Raw genomic sequence first — 22,947 nt, 5'->3', positions numbered from 1 at the left:
GCACCCGGTGAGCGCGCCGCCTGCCTCAGCCCCGCACCCCGCGAGTGACCCGCCCAGCTCAGCCCCGCGCCGCGAGCATCGCAACCAGGCGTTTCACTCCGGGACCGCCCCGAACAACGCCTCTTGGACCAGCCGCTGGGCCGCCATAGCGTCCTGCCGTTCCTGCGCCTCGGCCAGCGCGGCCGTGTCGAGCCGGTCGAGGGCCCGGTAGAGCCGCTTGAGGATCCCGATCGAGGTGCGGGCGGCGTCGACCGAGTCCTCCCGGAACGGGAACTGGTCGAGCTGCCAGACACCCTCCCAGTTGTTCTTCCGCAGCGTGTAGAAGTACTCGAAGATCTCGGTGAGGTGCACGGTGCCGACCACCAGGTCGTCGTCCCAGCCTCGCAGGTTGTCGTTGACGTCCATGCCGTAGAGCAGCCCGTGGTCGATCAGCAGCTGCGCCGCGTCGGCCGGCGATTCGCCGCCGTAGAGGCTGTGCCCGAAGTCGAGCAGCACCCCGACGTTGTCGAGGCCGATCTGCTGAATGCCGAGGATCGACCGGGCGGCCGAGTCCCAGGTCATCTTCACGCGGGGCTCGCGCGGCTTGTACTCGATCGCGAACTTCAGATCCGGATGCGCACCGGCCAGTTCGCGCATCCCGTCCACAGCGAGTTTCCACAGGGTGCGGTGGTCGACCTGGAACGGGTAGTCCCAGCCGTCCTGACCCGGCCAGATCTTCACGTAGTCGGCGCCGATCTCCCGGACGACGCCGGCCGCTTCATGCATGAGATCAAGAGCCTGCTTGCGTACGCCCGGGTCGGGGTTGGTGAATGCGCCCTTGGCGAACCTGCGCAGGTAGATCTCGGGGGTGATGCCGATGGCCGTCAGGCCCTGCGCAGCAAGGGCGTCCTTCACTTCGCTGAGCCCGACGCCGGGCGTGAACGGGTAGTTGAGGTCGACCACCGAGAGGTCCTCGACCTGGCCGGCCAGCTCGATCGCGTCGAGGGTGGTCCGGCTCGGGCCGTAGCCGTCGCTGGCGTAACGGTCGACGTAGGTGGCGAAGTGCCAGAGGCCGGCTCCGAAGCGGGGGTAATCGGTCATGTCAGCTCCTTGCTGAGGGCGTGCGGGCTGAGGGGGTGCGGGCCCGGTCGAGCGCCTCCCGCCACGCGTGGCGGACGGCCGGGTCGCTGGGGCGGGGTGCGAATTCGTGGTAGTCGAGGGGCCGCTCGATGCCGCCGGCCAGATAGGCGGCGCCGAGGGCGGAGAGGTTGGCGGTGCGGGCCCGGTGCACCGGCATGCCGGCCAGGTCGGCCTGGATCTGCATGAGGTGGTCGTTCTCGGCGGCGCCGCCGTCGGCGAGGATCCGTTCGGCTCCGCCCATCGCGTCGAGCACGTCGGTGACCTGGTGGGCGATCGATTCGACGGCGGCGCGGGCCAGCTGTTCCGGGCGGGTGCCGAGGGTGAGGCCGCTGATCAGGCCGACCGCGGTGTCGTCCCACCAGGGTGCGGCCAAACCCCCGAAAGCCGGAACGAGGTGTACGCCGTCGCTCGCCGCCGACAGCGCCATCTTCGCGATCTGTTCGGGCGTGGTGCCCAGGAACGCGGCCAGCCAGGCGACGGTGGCGCCGGAGGAGCGGATGTTGCCTTCGGCCGCGAGCTTGTCGTTCCAGGCCACGGTCAGGCAGACCGCGTCGCCGTCGACCTCGCCGAGGCGCATCACCGAGGAGCCGGTGCCGTAGGTCGCCTTGACGTCGCCGTCGCCCGCGCCGTGCGCGTAGAGGGCCGCGTGCGAATCGCCGAGCACCGCGGTGACCGGCAGGCCGGCGAGCGCTCCCCCACGCTGCCCGATCGTGCCGAGCTCCCCGGACGACGGGGTGATCTCCGGCAGCACCGAGGACGGGATCCCGAACAGGTCGAGCAGCTCGTCGCTCCACCGCCCGGCCCGCACGTCGAGCAGCTGCGTGCGCGAGGCGTTGCCGACCTCGATCTGATGGCTTCCGGTGAGCGCGAACAGCAGCCAGGAGTCGACCGTGCCGACCGCCAGCCGCCCGCGCCCCGGCAGATCACCGCGCCCCGAGGCCGCAGCGATCCACGCGTCGCCGCGCCCGCCGTCGCCGCGCCCGCCGCCGCCGTCGGGCCCGCTTGAGGGGTCGAGCAGCCAGCGCAGCTTGGCGGCGCTGAACATCGGGTCGAGCGGCAGCCCGCTGATCGCCCGCACGGCGGCGGCGTTGCCCTTCGCGCGCAGGTCCTCGCAGATGCCGACCGCCCGCTGGTCCTGCCAGCCCAGCACCGGCCCGGCCGGGAGCCCGGTGTGCCGGTCCCAGACCACCGCCGACTCGCGCTGGGTGCTGAACCCGACCGCCCGGACCGCACCTCGCGGCACCCCGTCCAGGCACTGCGCCGCCGCGGCCAGAACGCTGTCGAGGATCTCGCCGGCATCCTGTTCGACCCAGCCGGGCCGCGGATAGCGGATCGGCACCGGCGCGCTCGCCTCCCGCACGACCGCACCGGCCGCATCGACCAGCAGGCACTTCGTGGCACTCGTGCCCTGGTCGATCGCGAGAACGAGCTGCTCAGCCATGGACCGCCCCGGCCTCGGCAGCGGGCGCGAGGACCCGACGACACGCAAGGCCCGGCCCCGCAGCGGGCGCGAGGACCCGACGGTTACGCATGGGCCAGGCCGACCGCGGCGGTGCGGATGTCGGCGGCCGTCAGGCCGAAGTGTTCCAGCAGGTAGGCGGTGCTGCCGGTGGGGGCGAACTCGCGGTGGATGCCGAGCATGCGCATCGGCACCCGGGTCTCGGACGAGATCACCACGGCGGCCACCGCCGCGCCCAGGCCGCCGGTGGTGGTGGCCTCCTCGGCGGTGACGATGGCACGGGTCTCGCGAGCGGCCGCGAGGATCGCCTCCTCGTCCAGGGGAGCTATCGTCGACACGTTCAGGACCCGGATCGAGACGCCTTGATCGGCCGCCTCCTCGGCGGCTTCCAGGGCCCGCGAGACCATCGTGCCTGTTGCTACGACGGTAACGTCGGAGCCGTCGCGAAGTGCGGTTGCGCGGCCGAAAGTGAATGGCCGTTCGCCGGTGACGGCCGGAACTTTGAAGCGGCCCACCCGCAGGAAGACCGGGGTGGCGGCGGCCGCGGCCCAGCGCACCGCCGCGCGGGTCTCGGTGGGGTCGGCCGGGACGACGATGCCGAGGCCGGCGATCGCGCGCAGCCACGACAGGTCTTCGATCGAGTGGTGGGTGGGGCCGAGTTCGCCGTAGGCCATGCCGGGGCTCATCCCGCACAGCACGACCGGCGCCTGCGAGTAGGCGACGTCGGCCTTGATCTGCTCGAGGGCACGGCCGGTCAGGAACGGGGAGGCGCCGCAGACGAACGGGACGTACCCGCTGAGGGCGAGGCCGGCACCGACGCCGACCATGTCCTGCTCGGCGATGCCCACGTTGATCAGCCGGTCCGGGAACTCCTTCTGAAAGCCGACGAGGTTGCTGGAGCCGACCGAGTCGTTGCAGACCGCGACGATCCGCTCGTCGGCGCGGGCCAGCGCGATGAGTTCCTCGGCGAAGGCGACCCGGCAGTCGAAGGTCTCGGCACGGACGAGTGCGCTCATCGGGCCAGCTCCGCATCGGCCAGGGCGATCTGCTCGGCGGTCGGCACCTTGTGGTGCCATTCGACGCGGTCTTCCATGAAGGAGACGCCCCTTCCCTTGGTCGTGTTGGCGATGACGCAGGTCGGGCGCTCGCCCCGGGGTGCGGTGAACGCTTCCAGCAGAGCTAGATGATCATGCCCGTCGACCACCTGGACGTCCCAGCCGAATGCCCGGAACTTGTCGTCGAGCGGGTCGAGGGCACTGGTCTCCTCGGTGCGGGCGCCCTGCTGGAGGTGGTTGCGGTCGACGACCGCGGTGAGGTTGGCCAGGCGGCGGTGCCCGGCGGTCATCGCGGCCTCCCAGTTGCTGCCCTCCTGGAGTTCGCCGTCGCCGAGCACGACGTACACGTGCCGTTCGGAGGCGGCGAGCCGGCCGGCCACCGCCATGCCGACCGCGATCGGCAGGCCGTGCCCGAGCGGGCCGGTGTTGGTCTCCACGCCCGGCACCTTGACCCGGTTGGGGTGGCCGTTGAGCGCGGACAGCGGGCCGGCGAACGTCTCCAGCTCGGCCGCCGGGAAGAAGCCGGCCGCGGCCAGGGTCGAGTAGAGCGCGCCCGCGGTGTGGCCCTTGCTGAGCACGAACCGGTCCCGGTCGGCCCAGGCCGGCTGTTCCGGGTCGACCCGGAGCACCGCGAAGAACAGCGTGGTGAGGATGTCGAGGACGGACATGTCGCCGCCCACGTGGCCGAGGCCGGCCCGGCCGATCATGTGCAGGTCGGTGGCGCGGGACTGGTTGGCCCGTTCCCGCAGGAGCTCGCGTCGTCGCTCGGGACCGGCGTCGGCGATCTCCTGCCGGAGTCGGCGCCAGGCGGCGGCGGTACGGGGGTCGGCGACCAGCATGGGGGTCCTCTCTTGGTGGTGCGGGCGGGCCGTCGGCCCGCCCGCGGGAAATCAGGAAGCGACGGCGAAGTTGCTGACCGACTTGGCGTTGTCCGGGTTGACCAGGACGCAGTCGACCGACTGCTTCTCCGGCTGGTCGGTCTTGCCGCCCGCCTTGATGTAGGCGTCGGCCTGGTCGACGGCCATCTCGGAGATCTTGCTGGCCGGCTGGAGCACGGTGGCCTTGATGCCGTTCTTGAGGATCGAGGCGACCACGTCGGGGCTGCCGTCGAAGCCGGTGACGATGATGTCCTTCTTCGCGGCCTGCACCGCGGCCCACGCACCGAGCGCCATGGTGTCGTTGCCGGCGATGATGCCCTTGATGTTCGGGTGCGCCTGCAGGATCGTCTGGGTCTTCTGCAGTGCCTCGGCCTGGTCCCAGTTGGCGCTCTGCTGGGCGACCATCTTGAGGTCCGGGTATTGGTCGAGCACACCGTGGTAGCCCTGCGACCGGACCCCGGCGTTGGTGTCGGTGGGCTTGCCGGTCAGCTCGGCGTACTCGCCCTTGTTGCCCATCAGCTTGGCGAACTCGGTGCCGCCGAGGCCGGCGCCCTGGGCGTTGTTGGAGACGATCTGGGCGACCGCGACGCCGGTCTTGTTGATCTCGCGGTCGATCAGGAAGGTCGGGATGCTCGCGTCCTTGGCCCGCTGGATCGCGGTCACCGACGCGTCGGCGCCGGCGTTGTCCAGGATGATCGCGGCGGCCTTGCGGGAGATCGCGGTGTCGATCTCCTGGCTCTGCTTGGTCGGGTCGTCGTCGTGGCTGAGCACCAGGGTCTCGTAGCCGAGCTTCTTGGCCTGGGCGGCGGCCGCGTCCTGCTCGGCCTTGAAGAAGACGTTGTCCGGCGACGGCGTGATGATCACGATCAGCTTCGAGGCGGCCGGCGCGGAGCCGCTGCCGCTCGAGGTGCCGGAGGAGGAGTCGTCACCGCAGGCGGACAGGGCGAGGAGGGAGGTCGCGGCAGCGACGACCAGAATTTTCTTCAACATTAGGGGGATTTGTCCTTTCACGGTGAACCTTTTTCAACCTGGCATCGGGCCTGCGGTTCCGGTGCGATGACCGGCGCCGGGCACTGCCGCCCTGGCCACGTTGAAAAAGGTTCAATCGACAGAGCGGGTGAGAGGGGGACGCTTTTGCGAATCAGGCGGTGCGTTTGGTCAGGCCGGATTGCAGCCGCTGCTGCGCCTGCTCGGTGATGACCGCGAAGACGATGACGGCGCCCTTGACCACCGACTGCCAGAAGGTGGAGACCCCCACCAGGACCAGGCCGTCGCTGAGGAAACCGATGACGAAGGCGCCCATGACGGTGCCGATGATGGTGCCGCGGCCACCGGCGAGGGCGGTGCCGCCGAGGACCGCCGCGGCGATCGCGTTCAGCTCGTAGGTGGTGGCGGTGTCCGGGTAGGCGGCGCCCAGCTCCGAGGTGAGAAGCAGGCCGGCCAGGGCGGCGCAGGCCCCGGAGATGACGTACACCGCGATCTTGACCCGGTTGACCCGGATGCCGGAGAGGACCGCGGCCCGCTCGTTGCCGCCGACCGCGAAGATGCGCCGGCCGAACGGGGTCTTGGTGGTGACCACGATCGCGGCCACCGCGACCAGCACCATGATCCAGACGGCGACCGGGATGCCGAGCAGGCTGTCCACCCCGATGAAATGGAAACCCTCGTTCCCGCGCGCCGCCGAACCGGCCAGATCCGGGTAGGTGCCGCCGTTGCTGTGCAGTTGGGCGAGGCCACGGGCGACGTACAGCATGCCGAGCGTGGCGATGAACGGCGCCACCTTGAACCGGGTGATCAGTACGCCGTTGAGCGCACCGACCAGCGCACCCACCGCGATCCCGAGCACGATCACCACGGCCACCGAGAAGAAGACCGTGCCGCCCGGCATGTTCAGCCCTTTGAACAGCAGCCCGCCGGCGACCATGCTGGCCAGCCCGGCGATCGAACCCACCGACAGATCGATGCCGCCGGTGAGGATGACGAACGTGACCCCGATGGCGAGGATCGCGTTGATCGCCACGTGCTTGGTCATCAGGATCAGGTTGCTCTGCGTCAGGTACTCCGACGAGATAGCGCTGAAAATCAAGATCAAGATAACCAGCACCACTAACGTACGCCCACGAAGAAGCAGCAGCGCTGCCCGAGCAAGCGCTTGGTTGCGAGGTGCGTCCGGCTCCGGTGCTCCCGCCGTCTTCCGCGGCGCCGCGACATGCGTGTCGGTCATGAGCAGGCCTCCAGGGCACGGTCGGATGCGGAGGCGGTCATGAGCCTCCGGGATACGGCGATGCGCGCGGCGGTCATGGGGTGGCCTCCAGGACGCTGTCGGATGCGGAGGCGGTCACGAGGGCCTCCTCGGTGACGTTCTGCGCGGTGAACTCGGCGGTTATCCGGCCGCGGGCCATCACCAGGACCCGGTCGGCCATCGCGATCACCTCGGCCAGCTCGGACGAGATGAACAGCACCCCGAAGCCCCGCGCGGCCAGCTCGGCCATCAGGGCGGCGATCTGGGCCTTCGCGCCGACGTCGATGCCGCGGGTCGGCTCGTCCAGCAGCAGCACCACCGGCTCGGTGAGCAGCGCCCGGGCGAGCACCACCTTCTGCTGGTTGCCGCCGGACAGCGCGGTGACGGTGGCGGCCAGGCCGGGCATCCGGATGGCCAGTTCGCGAACCTTCGCCTCGGCGGTCCGCTGCTCGGCACCGCCGGAGAGAAGCCCGGCGCGGGTGAAGCGGGCCACGGTGGCGAGCAGAATGTTGTCGCGCACGGACATGGTCTGCACCAGGCCGTCGCGCTGACGATCCTCGGGCACCAGCGCCAAACCGGCCGCCATCCGGGCCTGAACCGTGCCGTACCCCTCAAGCCTGCCCTTGATCTTGACTTCGCCGGCGGCGGCTTTTCGCATGCCCATCAGGGTTTCCATGAGCTCGGTGCGGCCGGCGCCCATCAGGCCGTAGATGCCGACCACCTCGCCGGCCCGTACGGTCAACGAGACGTCGTCGACCCGCACCGTGCCGGGGACCCGCAAACCCCGTACGTCAAGAAGGATTTCGCCGACCGGGGAGCTGTTGCGGACGTAGAGCGAATCGGGGTCGCGGCCGACCATCTGCCGGACGATCCAGCCGGTGTCGGTCTTGTCCATCGACTCGTGCGCGACGAGGGCGCCGTCGCGGAAGACGGTGACCCAGTCGCCGATCCGGCGGAACTCGTCGAGCTTGTGCGAGATGTAGATGACGGTGACGTCCTGCGAACGCAGGTCGGCCATCACCTCGAACAGCACGTCGACCTCGTGGTTGGACAGGGCCGAGGTGGGCTCGTCCATGATCAGCACCCGGACGTCCTCGAGCAGCGCCCGGCCGATCTCGACCAGCTGCTGCTGCCCGATCGGCAGATCACCGACGAGCGTGTCCGGGTCGAGCCGGTCCTGGCCGAGACGACCGAGCACTTCACGGGTACGCCGTTTCTGCGCGGCCGCGTCGACGAATCGGCCGGCCCGCCGCAGCTCGCGCCCGGCGAACATGTTCTCGGCGATCGACAGGTTCGGGAAGAGCGAGAGCTCCTGGTGGATGATCCCGATACCGAGCGCCTGCGCGGCCCGCGGGCTGCCGAGCACGACGGGTTCGCCGTCGAGCACGATCTCGCCGCTGCTCGGCTGCTCCGACCCGGAGAGGATCTTCATGAGCGTCGACTTGCCGGCGCCGTTCTCGCCGACCAGCACGTTCACCTTGCCGCGGTACGCGGTGAACGTGACGTCCTTGAGCGCCCGTACCCCGCCGTAGTTCTTGCTGACCCCACGCGCCTCGAGAAAGCTCACGGCGTCACCGTCAGCTCGGTCGGGACCAGGAAGATCACGCCCGGCGACAGTGCCGAGTAGGCACCGTAGAAGTCGATCTTCTTGCCCTTGATCGTGGCCAGGTCGACCTTGCCGATCACGTCGGTCTTGACCCGGCTGTTGATCTGGTTGGCCACCTCGGCGTAGTCGATCTGGTTGGTGAAGTCGCCGAACGAGATGAAACCGACCGCGTCCCGGACCGCGGTGCCGGCGATCACCGGCCCGGTGGCGATGGTCAGCTTCAGCGCCCCGACCTGCACGGTCATCGGCCCGGTCGGCACCGACTTGTCGATCTCGGTGACCGTGCCCGACCCCTTGACCAGGTAGGCGAACGGGCTTCCGGTGCCGGACTGGTGGCCGTACTGCTTGCCGGCGGCGGCCGGATCCTTCTCGACCGCGGCGGCCACCGTGGTCACGTCGACCGCCTTGTCATGCACGGTCGGCACGATCTTCGAGGCCCAGTTGGCGGCCACGTAGGACTTCGGGTCCGTCGCGCCGTCCTGGGCGGCACTGGCCTGGCCGTCCTTCTCGTACACATAGACGCCCGGCACCTTGGAGCAGCCCGCCGTCAACCCGGCGGCGAGGAGAAGCGCCACGGTCCGGCGCACGATCACCTTCATGCTGAATATCCATTCATGGGCGACTGGCCATGCGCATACTGTGAACGCTGGATGTCGCGCTTGTCAACGGGGACGGCATCTTGACTCGCAGATGGCGACACGATTACGGTCCGCATGCGGTATAGATGCAGGCCCGAATTTATATTCGTCAGCTGAAGGGAGGGCGCCGCTCTGATCCAGGGGTGAATGGATATTCTTCATTGCTGCGCGTAATCGACGCCCGGGAGGACCGCAGACGTGGAGAGCTATTCGACCGAGATCGGCACGGATCAGATCCGGCTGCTCACCAAGGTCGCCCGGATGTACCACGAGCGCGGGATGCGGCAGCCGCAGATCGCCCAGCAGCTGCACATCTCGCAGCCGCGGGTGTCGCGCCTGCTCAAGCGGGCCGTCGACCTCGGCATCGTGCGGACCACGGTGATCGCCCCCCGCGGCGTCTACGCCGAGCTCGAGGAGCAGATCGAGCAGGCGTACGGGCTGACCGAGGTGATCGTCGCCGACACCGACGACAACGCCGACGAGTCGCACGTGATGCGCGCGCTCGGCGCCGCCGCCGCGGTCTACCTGGAGACCACCCTGATGGGCGGCGAACGGATCGGCGTCTCCTCGTGGAGCTCGACCATCCTGGCCACGGTCGAGGCGATGCACCCCCGGCCCACCCCGGTCGCCGACCAGGTGGTGCAGATGCTCGGCGGGGTCGGCAACGTGACCGCGCAGACCCAGGCGACCCGGATCGTCGGCCGGCTGGCCGCGCTGACCGGCGCCGAAGCTCTCTACCTGCCGGCGCCCGGCCTGCTCGCCTCCGGTGACATGCGGCAGATGTTCGTCACCGACCCCAACATCGAGCCGGTGCTACGCGCCTACGAGGGCCTGACCATGGCCCTGGTCGGGGTCGGCAGCATCGAGCCGTCGCCGCTGCTGCGGGAGAGCGGCAACGCGCTCGCCGAGACCGAGCTGCCCGCCCTGCGCCAGGCGGGCGCGGTCGGCGACGTCTGCATGCGCTTCTTCGACGAGACCGGCACGCACATCGAGTCGGCGTTCGACGAGCGGGTGCTGGGCATCGCCCCCGACACCCTGCGGGCGGTCCCCCGCCGGGTCGCCGTGGCCGGCGGAGCACGCAAGACCGGGGCGATCGCCGCGGCCGTCCGCGGCGGCTGGGTCAACGTGCTGATCACCGACCTGCAGGTGGCCCGCAGCCTCGCCTGAGCCACTACCACCCGCTTTACCACCCGTGGTTGGTACCCGCGAATCGCCGCCTGCCCGATTCTCATGGGCATGACCCCGATCAACGTGCTCCTCGGCCTGGCCCTCGTCGCCTACATCTGCTCGAAGCAGCTCCGCTGGCGCGCCGTCGACCCGGCCCAGATGTTCAAGCTGCCGATCATCCTCGGCGTCGCCGGCGTCCTGTCGATCGCCGGGCAGCACGTCACGATCCACCCGGTCGACGTGGTGATCCTGGGCCTGTCCGCCCTGATGGCGGTGGCGTCGGGCGCGCTGATGGGCCGGATCGCCCGGTTCCGGATGTCGCCGACCGTGCCCGGCACGGTGGAGAGCCGCACCGGCGGCGCCGGCATCGCCATCTGGATCGGTCTCATCCTCGTCCGGGTGGCGCTCGACGTCGCCGGCCACCGGATGGGCTCCGATCTGGCCGTCTCCACCGGCAGCATCCTGCTCGTCCTGGCGATCAACCGGGCCACCAGCGCCCTCGTCGTCTCGGCGCGCCAGCCGCACCGCGCCCTCGCGATGGCCGGAAGATAGACAGGTGCAGTTCATCCCGGCGCATCGCCCCTGGGCCACGTTCCTCAACCTGGTCGGGATGGTCCTGGTCGGGTTGGACCTGGCCCAGCGGTCGCTGCGCGACGCGCCGCCGGCCATCGCGGTGGCGGCTTGGGCGGCCTGGGCACTCTGGGTGGCGGTCATTGCGGTTCCGGAGCATGGCGTACGCGTCCGGGCCGCCCTCTACCTCGGCATGATCGCCGGCGGCTCGCTGGCCGCCCTGACCACCGACATCGTCGGCTTCGTCCCCGGCGCGGTCGGCCTGATCGTGCTGGCCGGCAGCCCCGCCTTCCCGCTGCGCCTGCTCGCCGTGGCGGTCCCCGGTTCACTGATCCTGATCGGCGCCGACGCCTGGATCTCCACCCCGCACCGGGGCGGCCTCACCGGCGTCCTGTCCCTGCTGGCGGTCTCCGCGGTCGGCGGCCTGAGCCGCCGGCAGCGCCGCACCACCGAGGCGCACTCGCTGGCCCTGCTGGAGCAGCAGGTCGCCGTCGAGCAGGAACGCGCCCAGGTGGCCGCCCTCACCGAGCGCTCCCGGATCGCCCGCGACCTGCACGACGTGCTCGCCCATTCGCTGGGCGGCCTGGTGATCCAGCTGGAGGCGGTCGACGCGCTGCTCGAGTCGGGCCGCGCCGAACAGGCCCGCGACCGCGTCCAGGCGGCCCGCAAACTGGCCGTCTCCGGTCTCGACGAGGCGAAACGCGCGGTCTCGGCGCTGCGCGAACCGGACGAGCCGCTCTCCGCGATCGTAGTCACCCTGGCCGCGACGCACCGCGAGGTCGGCGGCCAGGTCGCGGTGCGCGGCGACGCCGACCGGGGCACGCTCTCCGGCACGGCCCGGAACGCGGCCCGCCGCGCGGTGCAGGAGCTGCTCACCAACGCCCGCCGGCACGCCCCCGGCGCACCCACCACTCTCGACCTCGACTGGGACGACAACATGCTGACGATCACCGCGTCCACCGCCGGCGGCGCGAGCGCCGGCCGAGTCTCTCCGGGCGGCGGGCACGGCCTGGCGGGCATGCGCGAGCGCGTGATCGAGGCCGGCGGTTCCTTGGACGTACGCCCGGGGCCGCCCTTCGAGGTCACGGTGCACCTACCCGGCGCCGCCCGACCCACCGCGCCCACCGCGGCTTCCCCGCCGCCGGCCGGAGCCGTTCCGCCGGCCGCAGCCGATCGGCGGTCGTTCGACGATGGGGAGCGCTCGTCGTGATCCGGGTGCTGGTTGCCGACGACCAAGCGACCGTTCGGGACGGGCTGGTCACCCTGCTTGATCTGACCGACGGTGTCGAGGTGGTGGGGGCCGCCGCCGACGGGGTGGAAGCCGTGCGGCTGGCCGCCGAGCTGCGGCCGGACGTCGTGCTGATGGATCTGCGCATGCCCCACCTCGACGGTGCCGGGGCCACCGCGCGGATCGTGGCCGAGACGCCGGGCTCGGCGGTGCTGGTGCTGACCACCTACGCCGATGACGAGTCGCTCGCCGGCGCGTTGCGGGCCGGTGCGCGCGGCTATCTCACCAAGGACGCCGGGCGGGCCGAGCTCGCCGCCGCGGTCCGGTCGGTCGCGTCCGGGCAGGCGACCTTCGCCAAGGAGATCGCCGAGCGGCTGGTCCAGGGCTTCACCACCGCCGCGCCCCGGCCCGGGCTGCGCGAACGTTTTCCGGCGCTGACCGCCCGCGAAGCCGACGTCCTCGAAGCCATCACGCTGGGCCACAACAACGCGCAGATCGCCGGCGACCTGTTCCTCAGCGTCGCGACCGTGAAGAGCTACATCAACTCGATCTTCGCGAAGCTCGGCGCCCGCGACCGGGCCCACGCGGCCGCCATCGCGATGGGCCGCTCGGAGTAGATCTTCGCAGCGGCGGCCATGATCGGCCGAACGCTGTCAGGTCGCGGACAGTTCGCGTCGAGGGCGGGCCCGCACCCTGGGCAAACGCGCCATCATGATCACTCTCCGCAATCGTGGCATGTCGATCTTCGTCGGGCTGACGGTCACCGTGCGTACTGCCGCACGGTCGATCTCCTTGACGAAGGACAACGGATATGCGTGAGCGTGTTATCGGCGTACCCCTGCTTGTGCTCCTGCTTTTGTCTTTTGCCACCGCCTGCGGCAAGAGTGACAACGCCGAGTGGGCAAGCCCGCCCGGCTACGTTCCGGTGAACGGGACGGAGTCACCCAGCGTCGCCTCCCCTGGCGCTCCGGCGGCCCCCAAGGCCCCCGCGTCACCGGGTGCCGCCGCCAAGCCCGCCGCCCGGAAGACCACCCGGCCCACGACCGGCGCGCCGGTCGAGCGCACGGCGACCACCCCGGCCGTACGCAAAACCGCCAAGCCCAGGCCGCAGCTGCCGGCCGGCCGGGTTCCCGACTTCCTGATCGGCACCTGGACCGGCGGGCCCGGCGACGAGAAGGGCCGCTACCTGAAGATCAGTTCGGCCGGGAAGTACGAACGGGGCTTCAGCTCGGGCACCGTCGAGTCGTCCGGCACCGTGATCGCGGACGCCGGCACGGCCACGTTCTACGACCGGAACGGCGGCACCGAGCAGGCCTCCCTCCTCTACACCGACGCGGCCGGGATCGTCGTGCTGTCGGTCGAATACGCGGAGCAGGGCTACTACAGCTATGTCGCGATCTGACCGGCCCTGGCTCGCCTGGATCCTGGTCACCGTCGGCGGGGTGGCGGTCTCGCTGGCCACCCTCGAAGCGACGGCCGCCGCGTCGGAGGCCAACGGCAAATGGCAGGAGGCGGTGCGGGCCCAGACGCGCTACACGGCGCTGACCGTGTCCCATGTCCGCAAGGTCTATGTGGACGAGGCCCCGCTGGCGCTGGCCATCAACGCCGCGCTGATCCGGGCGGAGGAGTTGGAGAAGCGGTCGGCCGGCGAACCGGCGCTGCGCATCCAGGCCAAGGCCGAGCGGGCCGCGGCCGAGGAGTATCTGAAGCGGTTCCGGGCGGCCCAGGGCCCGATCAACGAATTGGTCGCTTCGCAGGAGTACGTCCCGGGTAGCTCGGCCGGTGCTCCACAGCTCGGGCGGCGCCTGGCCGCGTTGCAGGCCACCGAGGCCGGCGCGGCGGCCGAGGTGGGCACGTCACTGACCGCCGCCGCCCGGGCCGAACAGCGGGTCGGGCGTGCAGGTTGGGGCATCATCGCCGGGGCGGCGGTCGCCCTGCTCGGCTTCGTCCGGTGGTGGCGCCGCCGCCCCACCGCAGCGACACCCGCCACCGAGCCTCGCTCGACAACCGAGCCTCGCTCGACAACCGGGCCTCGCTCGGCAACCGGGCCTGGGCCGACGCCCGAGGCCGAATCGGCACCCAGAGCCGACTCCCCACTCCCCCAGCCGGCCGGTGGCCTCGCCGCCGCGGAGCCGTTCGAACAGTCGCCTGTGGACGGCTTGGTCGTCCCCTCGCTGTTGGCGATCGGCGGGGTGACGCTGATCGGCTTGCGCGCCAGGCGGCGCGGGCTCGTGGGCCTCGGTCTCGGCGTACTTATCGGCGCAACGCTGGAGCGGGTCGTGTCGGTGGTTTCGCGCCGGCCGGCCGATCGATCGGAAGACCGCATCGCCAGACCCAGCCCGGTGGCATCCGCCCTGCCCAGCCCGGTGGCATCCGCCCTGCCCAGCCCGGTGGCATCCGCCCTGCCTGGCCCGACGGCATCCGCCCTGCCTGGCCCGACGGCATCCGCCCTGCCTGGCCCGACGGCATCCGCCCCGACCGGCTCGACGGCCGGTCCGGCGGCGGCCGGAGTAGCGGCGGGCGGAGAGGCGGCGGGCGGAGAGGCGGCGGGCGGAGAGGCGGAGTTGCCCGAGGTTGCGTTTGCGGCGCCGGAGCTGCCGGCCGTGCCGTCCGATCAGCGGGGGTGGGCGCCGGTTCTGGCGGTTCTGCTGGGGCTCGTCGCCGCGGTGGTCACCGCTGGGCAGATTCAAGCGGGGGTCGCCGAAAGCCGGCTGCTCGCGGACGCGGCTCGCCGCGCCGATGTCGTCGGTGGGGCCGCCGACGGCGGGCTTGTCCGGCAGACGTTCGTCGACTACGGGAAGCAGTCGGGGCTGATGCTCGGGCAACGGGCCGATGATCTCGCCGAAGCCGGTGGAAGCTCCGCGCAAGCCGCCGCCAACAACGCCGCCGGGGTTCGGATTCAGCGGCTCGCGGCCGACATGGGGGTTCAGCCCGGAGCCGAGGACGGGCTCGACTCCTTCACCGTGACCCTGGTGTCGGGGCTCGAGATGGAACTCGCCTCGATGAGTACGGATCAGCAGCGTGCGGCGGACGCCGCCGATGCGGCCGGCAAGCGGTCGGATCGGCTCGTCATCGTGCTCTTCGCACTCACCCTCGCCGCGAGCCTGGCCGAGATCGGCCGTTCGCTGTCGAACGCGCGGGCCGGCGCGAACGTCCGCCGGATCGGCTACGCCGTCGCCGGCCTGGCCACCCTCTACGCCCTCACCATCACCCTTCTCGCCGGAATGGACACCCTGCCTTGAGACACCCCAACGGACACCGAGCCCTGGCCGTCGCCGCGGTCGCCGCCCTCATGCTGTCGGCGTGCGGCAGGTCGGAGCCGGAGACCCTGCCTGCGCCGCAGGTGCCCGCCGGCCAGCCCAGCGAATCGGCAGTGGCGAGCTCGGCAAGCAGCGGAACGAGCGCGGCACCGGGAACCAGCCCCACCGCGCGGACCGAGAGCACCGCCAAGCCGACGGTCAAGCCGACGGCCGGCAAGACCACGAAGCCGGCCGCCAAGAAGGCGGTGCTGCCGTCCGATCTGGTCGGTGCGTGGCGGACGGTCACCGCGAGCGGCAGTGCCTTCAGCTACGAGTTCACCGCCGACGGCAAGTACCTCTACAACGGGATCATGCAGGACGGCGACCTCCGCTACACGCTTCAGGAGGGCGGGCGAGCGTCCGTCGCCGGCGACTCGATCACCTTCAAGCCGCAGCAGACCGTGATGACGCGTACCGAAAATGGCGTCAGCACCACGTCGAAGCCGCAGCGTTCCGCCCGCGAAGCGGTCTTCGCGGTGGACGGCAACAGCCTGACGTTCACCGAGGCCGACGGTTCCGGATCGGTCTACGAACGCGGCTGAGCGAAGGGCGAGTACGGGCCACCACCGCCGGGCGACTGATCGGAGAACGGGGAACCTCCATCGGCGAACCGCATCGGGGGAAAGGCGGCCCGCCGAGAAATCGTAAGTTGCCTATGAACAACGTCCCGGCGTTCGGAGCCTTTCGGGCAATCACCCGCGCCGAAACCACCACCCGCGGTTCCACCCGTGGGTGGTGCTGCGTTTGCCGGCTTCGGCCGAGCATCGACGGCGACGTCGCGGACGGACCGCGACCGAAGTGAATGGGAGTTCGCCGTGGCCGCGATACTCGCTCGGATCGGAGCGTTCTGTGCTCGGCGCCGGTGGTGGGTGCTGGGTGCCTGGGTGGTGGTGCTGGTGCTCGCGGTCGGCCTGTCGATGCGCTTCGCCGAACCGCTCGACACCGAGCTGACCGTCTCCGGCCTGCAGTCGACCGAGACGCTCGACCAGGTGGACCGGGAGTTCGGCAGCGGCGGCGACACCGGCCGGGTGGTCTTCGCCGCGCCGCCCGGCCAGACCCTCGCCGCCTACCGGCCCGCGCTGACCGCGCTGGGCACCGCACTCGGCGCCGAGCCGACCCTCTCCCCCGCCGGCCGGATCGGCTACTTCACCGTGGCCGCCGCACCGGCCGCGGCACTCGACCAGGCCCGCACCGCCGGGCTCGAGGTGGAGGAGTCGTCCGAGCTGGCTCCGCCGCCGGACTCGGGCAGTTCCCCCGGGATCGGCCTGCTGATCGCGCTGGTCATCCTGCTGATCACGTTCGGTTCGCTCACCGCGGCCGGCTTGCCGCTGCTGACCGCGATCCTCGGCCTCGGCATCTCGCTGACGGCGCTGCACGCGGCAACCGCCCTCGTCCCGATGAACTCGGTCGCCCCCACCCTGGCCATCCTGCTCGGCCTGGCGGTCGGCATCGACTACGCCCTGTTCCTGATCGACCGCCACCGCCGTCAGCTCCGCGACGGCATCGACGGTCACGGCCGCCGGCTCCACGACGGCACCGACCCGCACCGCCACCGGCCCGGTGACGGCACCGACCTCCACGCCCGCCAGTTCCACGACGGCACCGACCCGCACCGCCACCGGCCCGGTGACGGCACCGACCTCCACGGCCACCAGTTCCACGACGGCACCGACCCGCACGGCCGCCGGGACGGTGATGACGCTGCGGACGTGCGGGCGTCGATCGCTCTTGCCACCGGGACGGCCGGGTCGGCGGTGTTCTTCGCGGCGCTCACCGTGATCATCGCGCTGGCCGGGCTGGCGGTGGCGCGGGTCGGCTTCCTCACCCAGATGGGGCTGGCCGCGGCCGGAGCCGTCCTGGTCGCGATGCTGATGGCGCTCACTCTCACGCCGGCGCTGCTGAGCTTCGCCGGGCGGCGGGTGGTGGGCCGGCGCCTCCTGCCCCGGTTCAGCTTCGCGCCGCGCTGGGCCGGTCTCGTCGTCCGCCACCGGGGTGTCGCCCTGGTTCTCTCGGTGCTGGTGCTCGGCGTTCTCGCGGTGCCGGTGCTGGGTATGCGGCTCGGCCTGCCGAACGACGGCAACGACCCGTCCGCGACCACCGACCGCCGGGCGTACGATCTGGTCGCCGAGGGTTTCGGGCCGGGCGCGAACGGGCCGTTGCTGGTGCTGGCCAACGGTTCGGCCGGGCAGGCCGGGGCGATCGCCGACCGGCTCGCCGCGACGCCAGGCGTGGCCCGGGTGCTGCCCGCGCAGACTCGCGGAAGTGATGTGCTCTTCACCGTCGTACCCGCAAGTGGGCCGTCGGATGCGGCGACCGCGACCCTGGTCGCAAAGCTGCGGGAGCACTCCGCCGTTAATGCTGATTCGCTTCTGGTGACCGGGCAGACAGCGGTCGCCATCGACATCTCCGACCATCTGCTGGATGCGCTGCCGCTCTATCTCGCGCTGGTGGCCGGGTTCGCGTTCCTGCTGCTGATGGTGGTGTTCCGGTCGGTGCTGATCCCGCTCAAGGCGGTGCTCAGTTTCCTGCTCAGCCTCGGTGCGGCGCTCGGCTGCACGGTCGCGGTGTTCCAGTGGGGATGGCTGGGCGGTCTGTTCGGGGTCGATCCGGCCGGGCCGCTGCTGAGCTTCCTGCCGACGATCGTGATCGGTGTCCTCTTCGGGCTGTCGATGGACTACGAGATGTTCCTGGTCTCCGGCATGCACGAGGAGCACCGGCGGGGTGCGCCGGACGCGGTGACCGGCGGATTCGCCCGCGGCGCCAAGGTGGTCACGGCGGCCGCGCTGATCATGATCGGGGTGTTCGGCGGCGGTGTGGCCGGTGGGGACCCGGTGACCCGGCCGATCGCGTTCGCACTGGCGGCCGGGGTGCTGGTGGACGCGTTCGTGGTGCGGCTGGTGCTGGTGCCGGCGGCGATCTCGCTGTTCGGCCGGGCCGCCTGGTGGCTGCCGCGCCGGCTGGACCGGGTCGTACCGGCGCTGGACGTCGAGGGTGCCGACCTGCGCCGTCCGGCGGAGTTGATCGTTAGTTAGGCATGATTCCCCAGCTCGCAGCGATCGTCACCGCCGGCTTTACGCTCGCCTCACCGCCGGTGACCTATGACCCCGAGGCGAAGACCGGCTTCGTCGGCGAGAGCAACATCCGGGTGGCGTTCGGCTGGAGCCCGGCGACGCTGGCCGCGCGGGCGGCCGGCATCGAGTTCAGCCACGAGTTCTGGACCGACGACACCTACACGGTGAGCTGCGGCAAGGCCGAGTTCCCGGTGGTCCACCACCGGGAGTTCGGCCGTTTCGGGCTGCTCGACACGGTGGCTCGGACCCGCAGCGGCTATCGCAGCCGGGTGATCGGCTTCAAGCTCCTCGGCGCCCACTTCGGCATCTCCGGCACCTCGGTGGCGCCGGGCCCGGGCCAGCCGTGCCCGGCGGACGCCCAGGGCACCACGATCAAGCGGGCCAAGCTGGTGTCGACGGCCACCGGTTGGTCGCTGTCCGCCACCTCCGGCGACAAGACCGAGGTGCTGATCCCGGGCCGGGGCCGCGGCGGAGCCCACGCCGGCGTTGCACAAGCCGGCGGCACCCATGCCGGCGGTGGGAAGGCGTAGTCGCGGCGGTGTCCAAGGCCAGCTCCAACCCGTCTGCCGACCCGGGCTGAGCTGGCCTTCTGCTCACGGCAGAGCGGCTTCTGCCGACGGCAGATCGGCTTGGAGCACGGGCTTTCCGGGGCCGATGGTGGATCCATGCCAACTGTCAACGGAACCGGATGGACCGCAGGGTCCATCGACGATCAGGTAGCCGCCCGGCTGCTCCACCAGCGCATCATCGTTCTCGGGACCGAGGTCGACGACCAGATCGCGAACCGGCTGTGCGGCCAGTTGCTGCTGCTGTCGGCGGAGGACCCGCGCGGTGTGATCAGCCTCTACATCAACTCGCCGGGCGGCTCGGTCAGCGCCGGCCTGGCCATCTACGACACCATGCGGCTGATCCCCAACGACGTGAGCACGCTCGCGCTGGGGCTGGCCGGGAGCATGGGCCAGTTCCTGCTCACCGCGGGCACGCCGGGAAAACGCTTCAGCCTGCCGCACGCGCAGATCCTGATGCACCAGGGCTCGGCCGGTTTCGGCGGGACGGCGGCCGACGTCGAGATCTACGCCGACCAGCTGGAGCGGGTCGGCACGACGCTGCTGCGGCTGACCGCCGAGCACACCGGCCAGCCGATCGAGACGGTGGAGCGGGACAGCCGCCGCGACCGCTGGTTCTCGGCGACCGAGGCCCTGGAGTACGGCCTCATCGACCACGTCCTGGACAGCGTCGACGACGTCCGCCCGACGATGACCCGCCAGCCGATGGGGTTGACCGTATGAGCGCCGACGGCTTCGCCCGCGTCGGCCGGAAGCGCATGCGAAAGGAAGGCACGGCATGAGCACCTACACGATTCCGACCGTTGTCGAGAAGACGCCCAACGGGGAACGGGCCTTCGACATCTACTCGCGGCTGCTCTCCGACCGGATCATCTTTCTCGGGACCGAGATCGACGACGGGGTCGCCAATGTCGTCATCGCCCAGCTCATCCACCTGGAGTCGGCCGGCGAGCAGGAGGTCGGCCTCTACATCAACTCCCCCGGTGGCTCGTTCAGCGCGCTCACCGCGATCTACGACACGATGAATTTCGTACGCTGTGACATCGCAACCATCTGCGTCGGGCAGGCCTCGTCGGCGGCCGCGGCCCTGCTCGCCGCCGGCACGCCGGGCAAGCGGTCGGTGCTGCGGCACGCCAAGGTCACCCTGCACCAGCCGTCCAGCCAGGCCCGGGGCACGCTGCCCGATCTGGCGGTGGAGGCCAAGGAGGTGGCGAAGGTGCGGGCCGAGATGGACCAGATCCTCGCCGAGCACACCGGCCACCCGGTCGCCAAGATCCGGGCGGACACCGACCGCAGCATGGCCCTGTCCGCGCCGGACGCGGTCGCCTACGGCCTGGCCGACCGGGTGATCACCCGGCGGGAGCAGGTCCGCTCCTACCGGCTGGACAGCGCGGCCTGAACCAGCGCGGCGCGAACCAGCAGCGCAGCCGACTCAGGCGGCCAGCAGCATTACCTGACCGCCGCCGGACTGCTGGGCCGGCGGGGTGGCGGCGGAGCGGCCCAGGAAGGCCGAGCCGAGCCGCAGAACGGGGGCCAGGGTGGCGGCACGGTCGAGTTCGAGGTCGTGCCGCACCTCGGCCAGCAGGTCGGACAGGTCGATCCGCAGCGCGTCGCAGACCGCGGCCAGGATCTCCGAGCTGGGCTCCTTGCGGCCGCGCTCGACCTCGGACAGGTACTGCACGGAGACGCTGGCCTCCCGGGACACCTCGGCGAGCGTGCGGCGCTGCTCCTGCCGATTGCGGCGCAGCACTTCACCGACCAGGGTGCGAAGCAGGGGCCGGGGGTGCCGCGCGATGTCCGCCATGGGGTCACGGTAACCAGGAGGGCAGCCTCGCCGATACCCGGCGGGCGGAGGTTCAGCCAGCAGCGTAGAGCGGTCAGCCGACCGGCGAAGGGTCAAGCCGGCGGCGCGAAGCGGCCAGCCGGCAGGCGGAGGTCAAGCCGGCGGCGCGAAGCGGTCAGGCGGCGGGCCGGGTCACCGACCGCCACACCGTGGCGGCCAGCGAGCCCAGCCGATACAGCGTGTAGAAGATCCAGATCAGGCCCATGACCGCGCCGATGATGACCAGGGCGGGCCCGACGATCGGCGAGTCGTCGACCAGGGAGCCGCCGGCCGCCAGGATCGAGCACACGACGACGAACCACGCCACCGCCCGGCCGGTCGCGGTCAGGGCGACCCACAGGCCGGCCGCCGCCGCATGGCCGGTGCCGGGCGGTTCGGCCGACCGGGCCTGCTCGGCGAGCTGGTCGAGCTGCACGGCGGCGGCTTGATCGTGCTCGGCCGGCGACGAGCGCGCCCCGTCGGCCAGGGCGCGCAGGAAGTCGTAGTCGCGCAGCCGGCCGGTGCGCGGGTCGCCGAGCAGCAGGACCGGATGCGGGTTCGCGAGCAGCCACGCCTTGCCGTAGCCGCGCTTCGTCCCCGGCGCCAGCACGGTCACGTTGCCGGAGCGCAGGTCCTCCCGATTCGTCGGCACGTTGATCACCAACTCGGCGCCGTCGACCGCGGTCCGGTGCTCGACGAGGTAGCGGCACGGCGCGAAGACCGCGACGAGCTGGGCGTAGCCCCAGATCCCGGCGGCCAGCCCGGACGCCAGCACCGCCACGCCGAGCAGCTCGTGCGCCCGGGCGGCGACGACCGTGAGCACCAGCGCGGGGAGAATGCCGACCAGGTACCAGACGGCCAGCAGCGCGAACCGCCGCCGGTTGAGCCACCGCAGCGTCCGCACGCTGTCCACCCCCTCCGGGAAGGGGCGCAGGGCGTAGTCCACCACCACGGGGTCCGGCACCGCGTTCAGCCGGGCACGGGCGGCCGGGCTCAGCATCGGCACGGCCAGGCTATGGATGCGGACGTCGAGTCGGTCGTCGGTCAGGTCGGACAGCTCGCGAATCAGCTGGTCCTTGTCGTAGTGAAGCTCCTCCAGGTCGAACAGGTCCACGGCCGGGCGGCCGTCCACACTGGCCCGCATCCGCTCCGGAACATCCCAGCCGGCCCCGGCCACCGGCACCAGGAACAGCTTCGCGACCAGGTGCCGGCCGGGCTGCCGGTTCTCGATCACCACCGCGGCGATCTCGTCCCAGGGCAGCCGGCGCTCGAACCTGCCGATCCGCACCGACCAGCCGTCGTGATCGATGTCGACCTGGAACCGCCGCGCCACCGACGGCACGATCGCGGCGGCGAGGCACAGAATGACGACCGGCCAGATCCGGCCGCCGACGGTCACCAGGTAGATCGCGGACCCGGCCATCAGCACCACGAACGCCGCCGGGATCGCGCGCGAGGAGGCGGAGCGGCGCAGTTGCACGCATCCATCATCATCTACCGCGACCGTTTCATCGGGCCCGAGCACGGGTAGCTGTCGATGGAGCCGCGAAGGAGACCCCGATGCAGATGATCCGACTGACCCAGTCCGCGCATCGCGCCGCTCCCCCGGCCCGCCTGCTCGGCTGCCCGGTCACCGACCGCGACGGCAACGTCCTCGGCACCGTGGAGGACCTGCTGGTGGACGCGGGCAACCGCCGGTTCCGGCTGATCAGCGTGGAGCACGGCGGCGTGGCCGGCTTCGGCGCGACCCCGTCGCTCATCCCGGTCGAGGCGGTGCACGGCGTGGCCGACGGCCACATCCGGATCGGGCGCAGCAGCGCGCAGGTCGCCGACGCCCCGCACGTCGACCAGACCCGGATGGGCGAGTTCTGCGAGAGCCTCTACGGCTACTACGGCATCGCCGCCTGAACCTTCGCCGCCACGGTGAGCAAAGGGTCAGGACTGGGCGTACTGACGGTCGTACTCGGTGAGGATCGCCGCCAGCAGGGCGGCCGCGGCCGTCAGGTCCGGGGTGAACGGCGCCAGCTGGCGGACCACCGGGAGAACGTCCTCGTCGCCGGCGCGGGCCGCATCCAGGGCCGTCGCGAGCAGCCCGCGGTACTCCTCGTGCTGGTCGGCGCGGGCCCGGGTCACGCCGAGCATCTCGCGGACGCCGTCCTCGGTCGAGTTGTCGCCGAAGTAGCCGACCAGGACCTGCCGCAGACCGGACCGTTCGGTGTCGTTCAAG

23 protein-coding genes are annotated in these 22,947 nt (G+C 71.3%); 12 read left to right on the top strand and 11 right to left on the bottom strand.

Annotated elements, in window-relative coordinates; genetic code table 11:
* Positions 1-93: 93 nt before the first annotated feature.
* The 8 genes from Adu01nite_RS12030 to Adu01nite_RS11995 form a co-directional block, all read right to left on the bottom strand.
* Positions 94-1,080 (bottom strand): sugar phosphate isomerase/epimerase family protein, encoded by a 987-nt coding sequence (locus tag Adu01nite_RS12030; protein WP_203726699.1) that lies wholly within the window; start codon positions 1,078-1,080, stop codon positions 94-96.
* 1 nt (position 1,081) lies between these two features.
* Positions 1,082-2,560, bottom strand: coding sequence for an FGGY family carbohydrate kinase (locus Adu01nite_RS12025; protein ID WP_203726698.1), 1,479 nt, complete (start codon positions 2,558-2,560; stop codon positions 1,082-1,084).
* A gap of 83 nt (positions 2,561-2,643) precedes the next feature.
* Positions 2,644-3,594 (bottom strand): transketolase family protein, encoded by a 951-nt coding sequence (locus tag Adu01nite_RS12020; protein WP_203726697.1) that lies wholly within the window; start codon positions 3,592-3,594, stop codon positions 2,644-2,646.
* Positions 3,591-4,472, bottom strand: a complete 882-nt coding sequence (locus Adu01nite_RS12015) for a transketolase (protein ID WP_203726696.1) — start codon at positions 4,470-4,472, stop codon at positions 3,591-3,593. Before Adu01nite_RS12015 ends, Adu01nite_RS12020 begins: the two co-directional genes overlap by 4 nt.
* A 51-nt stretch (positions 4,473-4,523) precedes the next feature.
* Complete coding sequence (locus Adu01nite_RS12010; protein ID WP_203726695.1) at positions 4,524-5,501, bottom strand: D-ribose ABC transporter substrate-binding protein; 978 nt, start codon at positions 5,499-5,501, stop codon at positions 4,524-4,526.
* Between the two features lie 151 nt (positions 5,502-5,652).
* A complete protein-coding gene (locus tag Adu01nite_RS12005; RefSeq protein ID WP_239132329.1) occupies positions 5,653-6,597 on the bottom strand; it encodes an ABC transporter permease in 945 nt (314 codons plus the stop codon).
* A gap of 211 nt (positions 6,598-6,808) precedes the next feature.
* Complete coding sequence (locus Adu01nite_RS12000) at positions 6,809-8,320, bottom strand: sugar ABC transporter ATP-binding protein (RefSeq protein ID WP_203726693.1); 1,512 nt, start codon at positions 8,318-8,320, stop codon at positions 6,809-6,811.
* Positions 8,317-8,958, bottom strand: coding sequence for a DUF2291 family protein (locus Adu01nite_RS11995; RefSeq protein WP_203726692.1), 642 nt, complete (start codon positions 8,956-8,958; stop codon positions 8,317-8,319). Before Adu01nite_RS11995 ends, Adu01nite_RS12000 begins: the two co-directional genes overlap by 4 nt.
* 237 nt (positions 8,959-9,195) lie before the next feature.
* Here Adu01nite_RS11995 and Adu01nite_RS11990 point away from each other — a divergent pair, with 237 nt between their 5' ends.
* The 11 genes from Adu01nite_RS11990 (at position 9,196) to Adu01nite_RS11935 (ending at position 20,297) form a co-directional block, all read left to right on the top strand.
* Positions 9,196-10,164, top strand: coding sequence for a sugar-binding transcriptional regulator (locus Adu01nite_RS11990; protein WP_203726691.1), 969 nt, complete (start codon positions 9,196-9,198; stop codon positions 10,162-10,164).
* 69 nt (positions 10,165-10,233) lie between these two features.
* On the top strand, positions 10,234-10,716 hold the full coding sequence (locus Adu01nite_RS11985; protein ID WP_203726690.1) for a hypothetical protein: 483 nt from the start codon (positions 10,234-10,236) through the stop codon (positions 10,714-10,716).
* 4 nt (positions 10,717-10,720) lie between these two features.
* Positions 10,721-11,944 carry a sensor histidine kinase gene (locus Adu01nite_RS11980; protein WP_203726689.1) on the top strand — a complete coding sequence of 408 codons (1,224 nt, stop codon included), beginning with the start codon at positions 10,721-10,723 and terminating at the stop codon, positions 11,942-11,944.
* Positions 11,941-12,579, top strand: a complete 639-nt coding sequence (locus Adu01nite_RS11975) for a response regulator transcription factor (RefSeq protein WP_203726688.1) — start codon at positions 11,941-11,943, stop codon at positions 12,577-12,579. The genes Adu01nite_RS11980 and Adu01nite_RS11975 overlap by 4 nt, the downstream gene beginning before the upstream one ends.
* 194 nt (positions 12,580-12,773) lie before the next feature.
* Positions 12,774-13,364 carry a hypothetical protein gene (locus Adu01nite_RS11970; protein WP_203726687.1) on the top strand — a complete coding sequence of 197 codons (591 nt, stop codon included), beginning with the start codon at positions 12,774-12,776 and terminating at the stop codon, positions 13,362-13,364.
* Positions 13,351-15,204, top strand: coding sequence for a hypothetical protein (locus Adu01nite_RS11965; protein ID WP_203726686.1), 1,854 nt, complete (start codon positions 13,351-13,353; stop codon positions 15,202-15,204). The genes Adu01nite_RS11970 and Adu01nite_RS11965 overlap by 14 nt, the downstream gene beginning before the upstream one ends.
* The gene (locus tag Adu01nite_RS11960) at positions 15,201-15,803 is read left to right on the top strand and encodes a hypothetical protein (RefSeq protein WP_203726685.1); all 603 of its coding nucleotides are present in this window, start codon (positions 15,201-15,203) and stop codon (positions 15,801-15,803) included. Before Adu01nite_RS11965 ends, Adu01nite_RS11960 begins: the two co-directional genes overlap by 4 nt.
* 273 nt (positions 15,804-16,076) lie before the next feature.
* Positions 16,077-18,293 carry an MMPL family transporter gene (locus Adu01nite_RS47725; protein ID WP_239132328.1) on the top strand — a complete coding sequence of 739 codons (2,217 nt, stop codon included), beginning with the start codon at positions 16,077-16,079 and terminating at the stop codon, positions 18,291-18,293.
* A gap of 2 nt (positions 18,294-18,295) precedes the next feature.
* Positions 18,296-18,862, top strand: coding sequence for a hypothetical protein (locus tag Adu01nite_RS11945; RefSeq protein WP_203726684.1), 567 nt, complete (start codon positions 18,296-18,298; stop codon positions 18,860-18,862).
* 135 nt (positions 18,863-18,997) lie between these two features.
* Positions 18,998-19,621 (top strand): ClpP family protease, encoded by a 624-nt coding sequence (locus Adu01nite_RS11940; protein WP_203726683.1) that lies wholly within the window; start codon positions 18,998-19,000, stop codon positions 19,619-19,621.
* Positions 19,622-19,676: 55 nt separating this feature from the next.
* On the top strand, positions 19,677-20,297 hold the full coding sequence (locus tag Adu01nite_RS11935; RefSeq protein ID WP_203726682.1) for a ClpP family protease: 621 nt from the start codon (positions 19,677-19,679) through the stop codon (positions 20,295-20,297).
* Between the two features lie 33 nt (positions 20,298-20,330).
* Here Adu01nite_RS11935 and Adu01nite_RS11930 read toward each other — a convergent pair whose 3' ends face one another.
* Both Adu01nite_RS11930 and Adu01nite_RS11925 read right to left on the bottom strand, forming a co-directional pair.
* A complete protein-coding gene (locus Adu01nite_RS11930; protein WP_203726681.1) occupies positions 20,331-20,702 on the bottom strand; it encodes a helix-turn-helix domain-containing protein in 372 nt (123 codons plus the stop codon).
* Between the two features lie 154 nt (positions 20,703-20,856).
* Positions 20,857-22,200 (bottom strand): hypothetical protein, encoded by a 1,344-nt coding sequence (locus tag Adu01nite_RS11925; protein ID WP_203726680.1) that lies wholly within the window; start codon positions 22,198-22,200, stop codon positions 20,857-20,859.
* An 80-nt stretch (positions 22,201-22,280) separates the two neighbouring features.
* Here Adu01nite_RS11925 and Adu01nite_RS11920 point away from each other — a divergent pair, with 80 nt between their 5' ends.
* On the top strand, positions 22,281-22,628 hold the full coding sequence (locus tag Adu01nite_RS11920; RefSeq protein WP_203726679.1) for a PRC-barrel domain-containing protein: 348 nt from the start codon (positions 22,281-22,283) through the stop codon (positions 22,626-22,628).
* 27 nt (positions 22,629-22,655) lie between these two features.
* Here Adu01nite_RS11920 and Adu01nite_RS11915 read toward each other — a convergent pair whose 3' ends face one another.
* Complete coding sequence (locus Adu01nite_RS11915) at positions 22,656-22,946, bottom strand: hypothetical protein (protein WP_203726678.1); 291 nt, start codon at positions 22,944-22,946, stop codon at positions 22,656-22,658.
* Between the last annotated feature and the right edge of the window lies 1 nt (position 22,947).

Origin of the sequence: Paractinoplanes durhamensis (genome assembly GCF_016862175.1) — a bacterium.
Lineage (GTDB): Bacteria > Actinomycetota > Actinomycetes > Mycobacteriales > Micromonosporaceae > Actinoplanes > Actinoplanes durhamensis.
The sequence above is the reverse complement of the archived record's forward strand: the minus strand, read 5'-3'. Positions and strand labels throughout refer to the sequence as shown.

What these genes read in the sequence shown, in the direction of transcription:
- Adu01nite_RS12030 (WP_203726699.1), bottom strand. Translation starts at nt 1,080, where the DNA reads ATGACCGATTACCCCCGCTTCGGAGCCGGCCTCTGGCACTTCGCCACC.
- Adu01nite_RS12025 (WP_203726698.1), bottom strand. Translation starts at nt 2,560, where the DNA reads ATGGCTGAGCAGCTCGTTCTCGCGATCGACCAGGGCACGAGTGCCACG.
- Adu01nite_RS12020 (WP_203726697.1), bottom strand. Translation starts at nt 3,594, where the DNA reads ATGAGCGCACTCGTCCGTGCCGAGACCTTCGACTGCCGGGTCGCCTTC.
- Adu01nite_RS12015 (WP_203726696.1), bottom strand. Translation starts at nt 4,472, where the DNA reads ATGCTGGTCGCCGACCCCCGTACCGCCGCCGCCTGGCGCCGACTCCGG.
- Adu01nite_RS12010 (WP_203726695.1), bottom strand. Translation starts at nt 5,501, where the DNA reads ATGTTGAAGAAAATTCTGGTCGTCGCTGCCGCGACCTCCCTCCTCGCC.
- Adu01nite_RS11995 (WP_203726692.1), bottom strand. Translation starts at nt 8,958, where the DNA reads ATGAAGGTGATCGTGCGCCGGACCGTGGCGCTTCTCCTCGCCGCCGGG.
- Adu01nite_RS11985 (WP_203726690.1), top strand. Translation starts at nt 10,234, where the DNA reads ATGACCCCGATCAACGTGCTCCTCGGCCTGGCCCTCGTCGCCTACATC.
- Adu01nite_RS11970 (WP_203726687.1), top strand. Translation starts at nt 12,774, where the DNA reads ATGCGTGAGCGTGTTATCGGCGTACCCCTGCTTGTGCTCCTGCTTTTG.
- Adu01nite_RS11965 (WP_203726686.1), top strand. Translation starts at nt 13,351, where the DNA reads ATGTCGCGATCTGACCGGCCCTGGCTCGCCTGGATCCTGGTCACCGTC.
- Adu01nite_RS11945 (WP_203726684.1), top strand. Translation starts at nt 18,296, where the DNA reads ATGATTCCCCAGCTCGCAGCGATCGTCACCGCCGGCTTTACGCTCGCC.
- Adu01nite_RS11940 (WP_203726683.1), top strand. Translation starts at nt 18,998, where the DNA reads ATGCCAACTGTCAACGGAACCGGATGGACCGCAGGGTCCATCGACGAT.
- Adu01nite_RS11935 (WP_203726682.1), top strand. Translation starts at nt 19,677, where the DNA reads ATGAGCACCTACACGATTCCGACCGTTGTCGAGAAGACGCCCAACGGG.
- Adu01nite_RS11930 (WP_203726681.1), bottom strand. Translation starts at nt 20,702, where the DNA reads ATGGCGGACATCGCGCGGCACCCCCGGCCCCTGCTTCGCACCCTGGTC.
- Adu01nite_RS11920 (WP_203726679.1), top strand. Translation starts at nt 22,281, where the DNA reads ATGCAGATGATCCGACTGACCCAGTCCGCGCATCGCGCCGCTCCCCCG.